The organism is Hymenobacter sp. BT18, from assembly GCF_012273015.1.
Lineage (GTDB): Bacteria > Bacteroidota > Bacteroidia > Cytophagales > Hymenobacteraceae > Hymenobacter > Hymenobacter lutimineralis.
Map to the genome: position 1 here is coordinate 4,637,988 of NZ_CP050954.1, position 12,432 is coordinate 4,650,419.

12 protein-coding genes are annotated in these 12,432 nt (G+C 59.1%); 6 read left to right on the forward strand and 6 right to left on the reverse strand.

The window, feature by feature from the left end:
- Positions 1-61: 61 nt before the first annotated feature.
- Positions 62-895, reverse strand: a complete 834-nt coding sequence (locus HER32_RS19895; RefSeq protein WP_149071599.1) for a hypothetical protein — start codon at positions 893-895, stop codon at positions 62-64.
- 182 nt (positions 896-1,077) lie between these two features.
- Between HER32_RS19895 and HER32_RS19900 the strand changes: the two genes are divergently transcribed.
- The 3 genes from HER32_RS19900 (at position 1,078) to HER32_RS19910 (ending at position 2,451) form a co-directional block, all read left to right on the forward strand.
- A complete protein-coding gene (locus HER32_RS19900; protein ID WP_149071600.1) occupies positions 1,078-1,326 on the forward strand; it encodes a hypothetical protein in 249 nt (82 codons plus the stop codon).
- Entirely contained in the window at positions 1,319-1,660 is a 342-nt protein-coding gene (locus tag HER32_RS19905; protein ID WP_168683129.1) for a hypothetical protein, read from the forward strand. The genes HER32_RS19900 and HER32_RS19905 overlap by 8 nt, the downstream gene beginning before the upstream one ends.
- Positions 1,661-1,797: 137 nt before the next feature.
- Positions 1,798-2,451 (forward strand): heme-copper oxidase subunit III, encoded by a 654-nt coding sequence (locus HER32_RS19910; RefSeq protein ID WP_232066321.1) that lies wholly within the window; start codon positions 1,798-1,800, stop codon positions 2,449-2,451.
- Positions 2,452-2,531: 80 nt separating this feature from the next.
- On the opposite strand, the gene HER32_RS19915 is transcribed toward HER32_RS19910, so the two are convergent.
- Positions 2,532-4,754 carry a gliding motility-associated C-terminal domain-containing protein gene (locus HER32_RS19915; RefSeq protein WP_168683130.1) on the reverse strand — a complete coding sequence of 741 codons (2,223 nt, stop codon included), beginning with the start codon at positions 4,752-4,754 and terminating at the stop codon, positions 2,532-2,534.
- Between the two features lie 134 nt (positions 4,755-4,888).
- Between HER32_RS19915 and HER32_RS19920 the strand changes: the two genes are divergently transcribed.
- The gene (locus HER32_RS19920; RefSeq protein WP_168683131.1) at positions 4,889-6,898 is read left to right on the forward strand and encodes a M1 family aminopeptidase; all 2,010 of its coding nucleotides are present in this window, start codon (positions 4,889-4,891) and stop codon (positions 6,896-6,898) included.
- A 52-nt stretch (positions 6,899-6,950) separates the two neighbouring features.
- Here the strand turns inward: HER32_RS19920 and HER32_RS19925 are convergent, their stop codons facing one another.
- On the reverse strand, positions 6,951-7,574 hold the full coding sequence (locus HER32_RS19925; protein WP_168683132.1) for a hypothetical protein: 624 nt from the start codon (positions 7,572-7,574) through the stop codon (positions 6,951-6,953).
- A 117-nt stretch (positions 7,575-7,691) separates the two neighbouring features.
- Between HER32_RS19925 and HER32_RS19930 the strand changes: the two genes are divergently transcribed.
- On the forward strand, positions 7,692-8,165 hold the full coding sequence (locus tag HER32_RS19930) for a hypothetical protein (RefSeq protein ID WP_168683133.1): 474 nt from the start codon (positions 7,692-7,694) through the stop codon (positions 8,163-8,165).
- A 10-nt stretch (positions 8,166-8,175) separates the two neighbouring features.
- On the opposite strand, the gene HER32_RS19935 is transcribed toward HER32_RS19930, so the two are convergent.
- The 3 genes from HER32_RS19935 to HER32_RS19945 all read right to left on the reverse strand — a co-directional run bounded on the left by HER32_RS19935 (position 8,176) and on the right by HER32_RS19945 (position 10,399).
- Complete coding sequence (locus HER32_RS19935) at positions 8,176-8,610, reverse strand: DUF2147 domain-containing protein (protein WP_168683134.1); 435 nt, start codon at positions 8,608-8,610, stop codon at positions 8,176-8,178.
- A gap of 110 nt (positions 8,611-8,720) precedes the next feature.
- A complete protein-coding gene (locus HER32_RS19940) occupies positions 8,721-9,161 on the reverse strand; it encodes a DUF2147 domain-containing protein (RefSeq protein ID WP_168683135.1) in 441 nt (146 codons plus the stop codon).
- Between the two features lie 635 nt (positions 9,162-9,796).
- A complete protein-coding gene (locus HER32_RS19945; protein ID WP_168683136.1) occupies positions 9,797-10,399 on the reverse strand; it encodes a C40 family peptidase in 603 nt (200 codons plus the stop codon).
- Between the two features lie 183 nt (positions 10,400-10,582).
- On the opposite strand from HER32_RS19945, the gene HER32_RS19950 reads away from it, so the two are divergent.
- The gene (locus HER32_RS19950; RefSeq protein WP_232066322.1) at positions 10,583-12,385 is read left to right on the forward strand and encodes a M61 family metallopeptidase; all 1,803 of its coding nucleotides are present in this window, start codon (positions 10,583-10,585) and stop codon (positions 12,383-12,385) included.
- The last annotated feature ends 47 nt before the right edge of the window (positions 12,386-12,432 follow it).

A 12,432-nucleotide genomic window follows, 5' to 3' on the forward strand; every position in this document is an offset into this window, starting at 1 on the left:
AGATGCAGCCAGCAAGTTAAGATAAAACCCGGTTGCGCTCAATACCCCTGCTTAGAGCGTATTAAAGCGTACGGCGGGCCAGTACGCTGGTGCTCTGGAGCTTGTTGTTCTTGTCGTACACCTCCGTGCGGATCAAACCCACGCTCGGGTTGTAAAAATCCACGACGCGCTGCGTAGTCCGGCGGACGATGTCGGGTTTGGGCTGCACGGCGGCTTCCCGCTCCGATTCTACTTTATAGCAGGCAAAGGAGCCCGCCGGCACCGTTATCGTCTCCTGAGCGCCCACCACGCGCCGGTTCTGTACCCGCGTGTACACCTTGGCAATGTCTACCGCCGAGCTGCGTACTTCCGTTACGATACCGCCCGTAGGCAGACGGGTACCGGCGGCGGGCTGGTGCGGCCAGGCAATAGGCGTAGGCGCATCCGTGAAATACCGGTCGCGAAAGGAGCGGAGGTTGTCGAACTCCAGCTCGGCGGTGCCATCCGTAAAGGCCGTATCCTGGCGGCAGCGGAAGGTGAGGTCCTGCTGATGAAGCAGCTTGCCGTCGGCATCGTAGCGGCCGCTCTTCAGGAGTACCGTAGTGGTTTTTACCGTGCCTTTTTTGTTGGTTTCTTCCCCAAACCCAACCACGCGCTGGCGCAGCTCACCCAGGGCCTTGCCGTTGGCGTCAGTAAGCGCATAAAGCAGCTCGCTGGAGCTGGTCAGCCCAAAGGGGTGAGCACAGTCGGGGGCCGCGCCCGAAGCCACGGGGGCCGCAGAAGCTGGGGCGGCAGCGACCGGGCTGGCTTGCGCAGGCGTGCCGGCTTCGGGCCGGGTAGCGGAGGAACTAGCGGAAGAGCAGGCGGCACCAAAGAGCAAAAAAGCCGGTGCAAGCAGGGAGAAACGAGCGTACATGGGTAGCAGGATAAAGCGCAGCTTTGCTGGCATTGCCCCACATACGCAAATCCCGCTATTTGGATAAAGCTCCTCGGTAGAGAGTAACTTCCCCGGGGTAGGTTGCGTTTGCTGCTGGCAGGCCGTAGTTTGCACCCCCGCGGCACAGGGCCGCCTTTCCACCCGATTTACCTCCCTCTTGTATGGCTGACTCTTCCGCTGCCTCCGCTAACTGGGCCGACATGGCCGCTTCCCTGCTTTCGAAACTCTCCGGGGGCGTGGAGCTGGGGTGCACCTTCGACCAAATGGAAGTGCAAGTGCCCAACGCCCAGAACCCCCAGGGGGCCCCCAGCACCTGGCGCATCAACGGCTCGGTGCGCATCCGTACCCGTGGCGAAAACCCACCCGCCGCCACCCCGCCCGCCGCTCCAAAACCCGCACAACTTGGCTAAGGGCCTTGATATCGAAGCCCGGCTGGTCATTTCCCGTGGCCGCGACGATATTCAGATTGCGGCCTCAGGAACCTACCTCATCGTGAATATTCCCAGCCAGCGGGTGCTTGATGAGTTGACGGCCGGCGACAAAACGGCGGCACCCAAAACGCCCAAGCCCCCCGGCACGCCCAACGCCTTACAGCAACTGAACATGCTGGCGCTACGCCTCGGCTTGGTGCTGGACTTGCGGGTGGCCGGCAAAACCTACGTGACCTTCGGGACGGGACGTAGCCCCAAGATTACGTTCAACGCTGTGCTGGGCAAAATAGGCTCTTTTTTTCGTAGTGAATAACCGAAAAATACCATAGCCCCGGCCTGGTTTTTACGTATCTTGGCAGGTAAGCCCACGCTGGAAAAAAAAGGTTTTGGTCCGAATCAAAATGCTGGTCGGCAGGGTTACGAGTAAGTACGCCTTTTGCTGCGTTTCCCATGAGCCCCGAACAACCCGACAAGCATCGTCCCAACACCGTAGGCGCCGGACAGCCCGCCTCTACTTTTTCCCGTATGGAGCGCGTCCCGCCGCTGCTCCTTATTCTGTATCTGAGCATTGGCGCGGTAGGCGTCCTGTTTGCCGTGCTGCTTGGGGCCTACCTGTACACGCGTCTGCGCAGTGGTATTCCACTTGGGCTTTATGCGCTGCCGCGGGTGTTTTCCCTGAGCACCATTGCCCTGCTGCTCAGTAGCTATACCCTCAGCCAGGCTCCGCGCCTTTACCAGGCTGATAACCTGCCTGGGTTGGTGCGCTGCCTTGGCGCCACGCTGCTGCTCGGGCTTCTTTTCACGGGCTTGCAGGCCCTGGGCTGGCAGCAGTTGTTGGTGGGCGGCGCAACGTTCACCGGGGAAGCCAGTGCCACGTACATCTACCTGCTTTCGGCCCTGCACGTGGTGCACTTGCTGGGCGGGGTGCTGTTTCTTATGTCGTTGCTCTGGCGTGCCCACCATGCCAGCCGGGATGGGGTGCGCACCCTGTTTTTTATCCGGAACCCGTACCGCCGTTTGCAGCTTCGGATGCTGGGAATTTACTGGCACTTCATTGATGGTCTCTGGCTGGTGATGTTCGGGCTCTTCCTGTTTTTTTACTAATTGGCCAGCATTAAAACAATGCCTCTCCACCCAAGCTGCCAGCTGAGTGGGGAGGCATTGTTTTAATCATAGGTTGGCGCTTACCGGGCAATGGTGATGGTGCCCTTAAACCGCGTCTTGTTGGTAAACTCGATGAGGTAATAGTACACGCCTTCCGGCAGGCCGCCGCCGTCCCAACTGAAGCTGCGGTTTTGGGAGCGGTACACCTGGGTACCCCAGCGGTTGAAGATTTTGATGTCGCCAAACCGGTTATTGCAGAGGTCGGGCGGCAGCACGTTGCCGAGTTCAAACCGGTTGTTTTTACCGTCGGCGTTGGGGGTGAAAATATTGGGCGGTAGGAAAGCCGGGGAAGCCGGCCGCAACACTTCAAAGCGTACCGTCTGTTGCCGCGGCTGGGGCCGGCAGGTGCTTTCCTGCAAGGTAAACGTCACCTCCAGAGGCTGGTTCTCCAGGGCGGCGCAGGTGGCCTCCCAGCGGAAGGTGCCGGTCGCTTTGCCCCGGCCATCCTGGTGCGTAAACTGCATGCCCATGCTGGCCAGGTCCATGTTCTTGCCGGCGGCCGTCATGGTCAGGTCATTGGGGTCGGCGTCGGTGCCCAGTAGGGTAGCCTCGTAGATGCCGCCCAGGGGCAGCGTAACAACTACCGGCGGTGCCTCCGGCACCGGGGAGGAAGTCGGGAAGGTAGAAGTGAGTTCCGGGGCCTCGTTTTCGTATTCTACCACAATGGGTATGACAAGCCGCTGGGTCTGGACGGCGTAACATTCCGAGGTGGATGTGAGCAGGAATTCAAATTCGTGCAGGCCCCGGTCGATGGCGGCGCACGGAACCGTCCAGGAAAAGTCTCCACGCACTTCTCCGGCGGACGTTGTAAGGCCGAGCGTGGCGCCCAGCGGAGCGGCCTCAAAGCCCAAGCCCCGCATGGTAAGGCTAAGCTGGTCCTGGTCCGGGTCCTGGCCGATGGCGGCAAAGTTTACCACGTCGCCGGGGTGCACCCGCAGCGGCAACTGCGCCGTAGTCAGTAAGGTGGGTGGCTGATCGGGCGGCGCGGCGGCGGAGAAGGCTACGCGGACAGTATCCAGCTTAGGCAGACTGCAGCCGTTGTCTGCTACAATAAATTCGAGCTGGTAGACTTTGCCCTGGGTATTGAAACACTTGGGAAAGCACACCGTGGAAACCAGCACATCGGGGTTGCCCGGCGAGCGGACAGTACCCGTGGTGACGGTGGGCGTGGGCAGCTTCTCGGAAAAGTTGACGGCCCGCATACTTAACTTGAGGCGAGAGGCGGCATCGGGGTCGGTAAAACGCAGCTGAAAGCACCGGGCTTCGCCGGCTGCAAATGCCAGGGTGCCCGTGGGCGTGTGCGGCAGCACCTGGCCCTGGGCCTCTACCTGCAGCTGGGGTGACTGGTTACGCGGACAATTGATGATGAGCATCTGAAAATCCCGGCGCACTTCCCCGATTTTCACCCCGTTGCGGTATTCCGAGCACTTGATGCCAAAAACGAACAGCCCCAGCTCCGTGGGGAGTACTTCGAGGCGGCCCGTCTGGGCATCGATGCGCAGGTTGGGCGTGCCGGGAATCTGCTTATCCTCGCTCAGGCCAGTTCGCCACCGCACGAGGGAGTAGGGGGCGGAGGCCGGCCGGTCGGGTTTGGGGTCCCCGGAGGTGCTGTGCCCATTCAGCGGCGTCACCATCTCATATACCAGCTGGTCGCCATCCGGGTCCTGGCCACCAAAATCATAGTAGAACAGCTCCCCTTTGCAAGCGTAGTCGCTCAGAGGGGGAAATAAACTGGGGCTGGAATTGCGGAAGGCTTCGCCGTTCGCCTGCACCACGCCCGGAAACTCTACGAGAAATGCTTGCCCGGCGGCGCCGGGGTTCTGAATGTTGGCAATTACCCGGTTGCGGCAGCACCGCTCCACGGTAGCATAGTAGCCATTGAGGCTGCGATACTGCTTGCGGTGCAGCACCAGCTCACGGGCGTATATCAGCCGCCGCGTGGTAAGGCTGGCATTTGAGCACGCAGGGTCTGAGTAATCAACCAGGGTATTCTGCAGCAGGGGCAGGGGCAACTCCTCCACAAAGCGGTTAGTGCCTTTCTCGTAGATAGCGGCCGTCAGGCTCTGATCCAGCGCCCCAGGGTCCCCATTCACGGCATCGAAATACACGACTAGGTTGAGCACGTACGTACTGTCCCGCAAGTGCTGCATTCCCATTTCGCCCCCCACAATATGTGTCGCGTAGCTGCGGCCTGGAAGTAGCAGCAGGCAGCAAGCCCACACCAGCAGTATCAGTCGAATCATGCCCTTGCAGTTGGTAGAATACAAAGCAAGATAAGAGGTTCCGCTGCTGGGTACACCATTGGTTTTTCAGAACCCAGAAAGTTTAGTGCGTATTTTGGCGGCACATATCCTGGATGTAATTCCCCTGCCCACCCATGAAACAAACCCTACTGTATTTGCTGGCCCTGCTGCTGCCTGCTCCCTTGGCCCTGGCGCAGCTGGCTACGCCCGCCCCCGCCACTGCCAATCTGAACGTTAGTACCGCCGACCTCTGCGCCGCTTCCCACGTGCGCCAGGCTCTGCGCCAGCCTGCCACCACCATTGCGCACCGCCAGCAAATGGACCGCTACGATGTGAAATACTACAAGCTGGATCTGAGCCTGGAAAACAACTCCCGCAACGTGGCGGGCCATACGTGGATGCGGGCGCGCAACGGCAACACCACGCTGGAGACCATGGCTTTCGAGCTTTTCTCTACTTACGTCATCGACTCGGTGGTAGTGAACAAGCAGAAGGCCACCAGTATCCAGCGGGCCAGCGGCGACGTAACGGCCACCCTGAAAACGGCTGTAGCCCCCAACACGCTCTTCGACGCGCGCATTTACTACCATGGCACGGCGCCTAATACCGCCAACCAAGTGCTGGCCGGCAATGCCCTGGATACCAGCCTGACCCCAGCCGGGACCAGCGTGACGTGGAGCCTGAGTGAGCCGTTCAACGCCTACGAGTGGTTTCCCTGCAAGCAGGTGCTCACCGACAAAGCCGACTCCTCGGATGTGTGGGTAACTACCGCCAAGGTTAATAAAGTGGGCTCGAACGGGGTATTGGAGCGGGTCACGCCTATCTCCGCCACCAAGCACCGCTACGAGTGGAAGTCGCGCCACCCCATTGCCTACTACCTCATTTCGGTGGCCGTATCGCCCTACGTGGAGTACGTGAACTACGCCCAGCTGGCCAGTGGCCGTAAAGTGCCGGTGCTGCACTATGTGTATAACCAGAGCACGCTGGACGCCAATAAAACGGAAATAGACCGCACCCCCGGCTTTATCGAAAATTTCTCCAGCCTGATCATCGACTATCCCTTCGCCGACGAGAAGTATGGCCACTCCATGGCCCCGATTGGGGGAGGCATGGAGCACCAGACCATGACCACCCAGGACCGGTTCACCTTCACGCTCACGGCCCACGAGCTGTTTCACCAGTGGTTCGGCGACAACGTGACGTGTGCTTCCTGGGAAGATATCTGGCTGAACGAAGGCTTTGCTTCTTATGGGGAGTACCTGTCCCTGGCCCGGTTTTCCTCGCCGGCCGCCGCCCGCCTCTGGATGGACGATGCGCACACGCGCGCCATGGCCAGCGCCGGGGGCTCCGTACGGGTGCCCGATACCACCAGCGTGGGTCGTATCTTCAGCTCCCGGCTAAGCTACAAGAAAGGGGCCGCCGTTGTGCATATGCTGCGCTACCTCGTGCAGGACGACGCCAAGTTCTTCGGCGCCCTGCGCACCTACCAGACTACCTTCGCCGACAGTACCGCCCGCACCTCCGACCTGCAGAAAATATTTGAGGAGGCCACGGGCCGCTCCCTGACGGACTTCTTTGCCCAATGGTACGCTGGGGAAGGCTACCCCACGTTTGCGGCCGAGTGGAAGCAGGCCGGTGGCAACCTGCAGATTCGTACCACGGAAACCGTTTCAGCCCCGTTCATCACGCCCTTCTTCGATACCGAGTTGGACTACCGCATCACTACCAGTGCGGGCAGCCAGACCATCCGGCTGCGCCAAAGCAAGGCCGTAAGTGAGTTTGTGGTGCCCATCACTGGCACCGTAGTAAGCATAGAGCTGGACCCCAACCAGTGGGTACTGAACGGGGCGGGCTCCGTAGTGCGCAACGACAACCTGGTGCTGGCTACCCGGGGCCACGCGGCCACGCGGCCGGTGCTGGTGTACCCCAACCCGTGCGAGGAGTCACTGGCGGTGCAAGACCTGCCGGCAGGCCAGTGGCGGGCCGAAGTAACCGACGCGCTTGGCCGGGTAGTGGTGCGACAAGGAATATCGGCTACCCGGGCCCAGGTAACTACCCAGGCGCTGGCGCCTGGTCTCTACCACCTCACGCTCACGGCCGAGAAGGGGGATGAGGTACGCCGGGCTCGGTTTGTGCGCCGCTAGCACGCACAACTGCGCGCATGAAAAAGCCCGGCCTGTTAGGGGCCGGGCTTTTTTATGCGCGGTAGTAGCTTTTGATTCTTGCCTGGGTAGCCTCGGTGGGGGGCGGCTGGTTGAACACGGTATCCAGCAGTTCGGCAAAGGGACGGGGCGTAGTAAAAATTTCGTCCTGAAAGGGGTTGCTGAAAAAACGGATAAACCCCGGCTGCCCGTTGATGAGTACCAGGTCGACGACGACGTTGCCGAAATGCTGCTGGCAGCGCCCCGTGTGAGTGCAGCTGCGGGGCTTCGGCTTCAGAAAGTGCTTAAGAACCGTTTCCGTGTACTCCGGATGATGGCGCACACGCTGGTCGGAGGTAGAGGCATTGTAGCCCAGGGGCAGGGTTTGCTCGGCAATGTAATCGAAGAAGTGCCGGAAGTTGCCAGGCCCGATAGACGGGTCGTAAAACAGGATGGCGCCTTCCCGGCTATCCTCCTGCAGCAGCTGGACCCGCAGGCCCGTCCGCGAGAGGTGGGCTTTGCGAAAGTGGTAAGCTTTATAGTAGGGCTCCAGCCAGTTTAAGTACATCTGGTCCCGTACCCACTGCACATGGCGTTGCTCCTCCTTGGCCGTGCGAACCAGGGGGCGCCAGCTGTCGGTAGCCGGAGAAGGAAATAAACGTTGAAGGAAAGAAGACAAGGAGTAGCGTGTTTCCGGAAAAAACATGGAGTAGCTAAAATAGTTTCTATAATGTCAGTGTAACCTCGTGCACTTGCCCCCGTTTTACATTCTTCAACCTTTCCTGAGGAAGTAGTTATGGCAACAACAGTACGCTCCCGTCAGCAGCTAAAACGGGCCTTGCTGGCAGAATGTGTGCACCTGCAGCAGCAAAAAGTGCATCATGCCCAGCAGGCAATGGAACAAGCGCAGGAAAGTGCCAATGAGCAGCCCAGCGCCAGCGAAGACAAGTTTGAGTCGTTTCGGGAGGCCTGCCACATCCAGCGGGAGCTGTTTGCCCGCCACTGGCAGGAGGCACAGCGCAACTTGCAGGTGCTGCAGCGCCTGCCCGACATAGCGGTGCCGGCTGGCAGCATCGGCCTGGGTGCCGTGGTGGTAACCAACCGGTACACGTATTTCATTGCCGTCAGTCTGGGCGAAATTCAGCTTGAGGGGGAGAAATACTGCGTGATGTCGCCTTTTTCCCCGTTGTTTCTGGCCATGGCCCCCCATGCCGTGGGCGACACCTTCTCGTTTCGGGGGCAGAGCTACTCTATCCAGAAGGTATTCTAGCGCGGCCGCCTCAGGGCAGGCGTTTCCAGCGGTGGGCACTACCAATGAAAGAGAAGCCGATGTAGCCTTTCACTTCCAGCACATCTTTCTGCAGCATGCGCAGGTTGCAGGAGTACGTGCGCCCATTCGTGGGGTCGTAGATACTGCCATTGGTCCAGCGCTCCTCGCCATCGTAGCGAAAATGCTGCATAATCACGAGGCCTTGCAGAGGTTTGCTGCGCCGCTCGGGGTCGGGGTTGTGGGCATCGGTGAGGGGCTGGCCCGTCGGCGTAGCCGCAGTGCGCAGCCACACCAGCTTGCCGCATATTTCTTCTCCGCAGCGGTAAAGCTCCACGTGGGTTTCGCCCTGGTCATCGGCCCAGACACCGAGCGGGGAATACTGCTGCGAAGCAGCCGGCACCACCGCCGCCACCCATAAGAGCAGAGAGAACAAAAGCGTTTTCACAAGCTGGCCGATAAAACGTGAGCTGACACCGGGTGGGCCCGCCAAGATAAAAAAATAGCGACGCCCGGGCAGAGCGTCGCTACGAAAATGGGGAAGGGAAGGTTCCCGGACTATTTCACCCGCGTCCAGTTCTGGGAGCGGCCAATCAGCGAAAAGCCAATGTAGCCTTTTACCTCCATGCTGTTGGCGCTATTCATTTTCATGTAGCAGGAGTACGTTTTGCCGCTTTCCGGGTCGTAGATTTTACCGTCGTCCCATTTGTTGTCATCATCGTACTCGAAGCCCTGCATGAACACGAGGCCTAAGCGAGGACGGTTCCGCAGCTTGGGGTCGGGGTTCTGGGAGTCGGTTTTGGGTTTGCCGGTTTTAGGGTCGTTAGGCACGGTTAGCGTTACAATCTTGCCACATAGCTTATTACCGCACTGATAGATTTCAAACGTGGCTTTTTTGTCCTCGTTGGTCCAAATACCTAGTGGGGACAGTTTCTGGGCTGAAGCCAGCGAAGAAAGGCCTAACACCAGGGCCAGACAGAGGAAGAGTACTTTTTTCATGAAGAGGGGGAAGATGGGTTTTGGGGAAAATATAAGGAAACTCTACTACAACGTAAGCAAAAACCAGGGCTTTGCTGGGTGGGGTGTTTGCAAGTTTGGGACCAACCCTGCGCGCAGAGTCACTAGCCAAAAAAAAAGCTGCTGATCCTCAGGTGACTGTCCTTAAAATTGCATTAAGACCCTAAAAAAAGGCTATTTCGTTTTGAACCTTCGGGTGGGTTTTTAACTTTACCAATCAGTAGTGAGTACTACGGCTCCGGCCAAGCAGCCCTAAGGTGCTGGGAAGCGCGGTCGGGGAGATGTCGAACGTAAAGAAAGGAGGTACACAATGTCTAGTAGTCCCAAACAAATCCTGCCAAGCCTGTCGAATGTAGTCCGCCTCACCGCCGGACGCGCTTAACAACAGCTTTCGCGCGGAAAACAGCCCCATTTGGCTTTTTCCCGCATTCTGGCAAGGTCTTACACAAAGATGACGGGGCTGTACCCCAGACTCGCCGCTTGGTAAGATTTGAAGGATTAGATGCCCGGTTCGCCCAGCAGCCCTTTTGAAGGAACTGCATAGGCGGCCGGGCATCGTTCGTTTGTGCCAGGCTGCGAACTAGTGGCAGCTAATGGAGAAACCAGGTCTCCAAGCCCTACAACACGCGCCGGATGGCCATGAAGCGCCGCTCATAGTCGGTGTTTTCCACTTCGCTGATTTTCACTCCCGACTCCCGGCGCGCCGATGACGAGTGAATAAAGCGAATAGGCTCCCCCTTTTTAGAAAGCACGATGCCCGCGTGCCCCGGGGTAATGGAGGTGCTTGCTGTGCCCGTAAACACCACAATATCCCCGCGCTGGGCTTCGGTACGGGGTACTTCCCGACCCGTAGCAATAAGTAAGGCGGTAGAATGGGGCACTATAATGCCGTAGCGGGCATACACATAGCTCACAAAGCCGGAGCAGTCGAAGCCCGTTTCGGGTTTGATGCCGGCGTATAGATAAGGCGTGCCCAGCTGCTGCAGGGCAAAGCGCACAATACTATCGGCTTTGGCCGGAGCCCCGGCGGGTAGGCTGGCACGCCGTTTAGGGGGCGTAGCGAAGAAAAAGGCCGTATCAGTAGCCGCCCGGCGCTCAGCTACAACCTGTATCGGGGTAGCTTCCTGCAGCTGCTTTGGTGCTGACGTACGCCCCCGGAACAGCCAGGTGCCCAGAATGGCGGCAGCCAGGACGAAGAAAACACTCCATACAATACGCATTGGGAAAAGGCCGCCGAGATATGACCGACTGCCTGCGTAACTAACGGCGCAGCTTTGCTGCGGGTTCGTAAAATGCCCTGCGGGGCAGGCATCAGGCGCGTAGGAGCTAAAAAAACCGCCTAATTTGCAACCCTGGCGTTCTGGTTCCGTCCGCTAGCCAATCTTCTCTCTTACCCTTTTTTCATGCTCCACCGTTTTCGCTTTAGCTTTTTCCTGCTCTTTGGGCTGCTGGCGCCCGCAGTAGCCACGCTGGCGGCACCCACGCTGCGCTACACGCTGGCGATGCCGGCGCCCCAAACCCACTACTTCGAAGTTGATGTTCAGCTAAGTGGCTTCAGCAAAGCCTACACCGATGTGAAGCTGCCCGTATGGGCGCCCGGCTCGTATCTGGTGCGCGAATTTGCCAAGAACGTAGAAGGCTTTGAGGCCCGCGCCGGTGCCAATAAGCTGACCGTCGAGAAAATCAACAAGAACACTTGGCGCGTTTTTCACCCCAAAGCCAAGGACTTCAAGGTGCACTACCGCGTGTATGCCTACGAACTGTCGGTGCGGACCAGCTTCCTGGACGCCTCGCACGGGTACGTCAATGGCACCAGCGTATTCATGTACCCTGCTGAAAACAAAGACTTGGCCAGCACCCTCACCGTGCAACCCGCTCCGGGTTGGACGCAGGTGAGTACTAGCTTGCTGCCGGCCGCTGGGGGCGTACCTCTCACGTTCCGGTCTTCGTCCTACGATGAACTGGCCGATTCTCCCATCGAAATCGGTAACCAAAAGGTGCTGCAGTTTACGGCTAACGGTACCCCACATACCGTAGCCATGTACGGCGCCGCCCAATACGACGAGGGCCGCCTGCTGGCCGATTTGCAGCGGGTATGTGAGGAAGCGCACCGCGTGGTGGGCCAGAACCCGCTGGACCGCTACGTGTTCATCGTGCATAACATTGAGCGGGGCACGGGTGGTCTGGAGCATTTGTACTCGACCACGCTGTCGGTTTCGCGCAATGCCTATAGCACGGAAGCCGGCTACAAGGGTTTCCTAGGCCTCGTTGCCCACGAGTACTTTCACCTCTGGAACGTCAAGCGTATCCGCCCCGTGGCCCTCGGCCCGTTTGATTATGACCGCGAGAACTACACGCACATGCTGTGGGTGAGTGAAGGCTTCACGGAGTATTTCTCGAACCTGATAGTGCAGCGCGCCGGCTACAATACGCCCCAAGGCTACCTGGCCGATCTGTCGAACAGCATTACGCGGGTGGAAAATACTCCGGGCAACAAGGTGCAGCCCGTATCTGAATCCAGCTTCGATGCCTGGATCAAGTACTACCGCCGGACCGAAAACTCCAATAACTCCGAAATCAGCTACTATGACAAAGGCGAACTGGTAGGTGCCATGCTGGACCTGATGATCATTCACGAAACCAAGGCCCAGAAAAGCCTCGACGACGTGATGCGCTACCTGTATACGCGCTATTACCAGCAGCTAAAGCGCGGGTTTACCGATGCTGAGTTCCAGGATGCCGTGGCGAAAGTGGCGGGCCGTCGTTTCGACGAGTTCTTCCGCACCCGCGTGTACGATGTGCAGACTCTGGACTATCAGACTACCCTCGGTTATGCCGGACTGAAGCTGGTGACCACGCCCGCGACGCAAGACGCAGCCCTGGGTGCCGAGTTTGGCACTACCGGCGGAAAAATCACCGTGCGCACCGTAGCCCGCGACGGCAGCGCCTGGCAAGGCGGCCTGAACGTGAATGATGAAGTGCTGGCTCTGGATGGCGGCCGTATCTCCGACGACCCCAACAAGCTGCTCACGGGCCGCGCCCCTGGCAGTGTGGTACGCATGCTGGTCGTGCGCGAAGGACGCGTGCAGGAAATTACTTTTCCCTTGCTGCCCAGCGCCGCCCAGCGCTACCGCATTGAGTCGGCTGGGAATGCCACGGCCGAGCAGCAAGCGGTATTAAACAAATGGCTGCCCGTACGAAATTAACGAACCACAGTCAATAAGCAAAAAGGCCGACTACGTAAGTAGCCGGC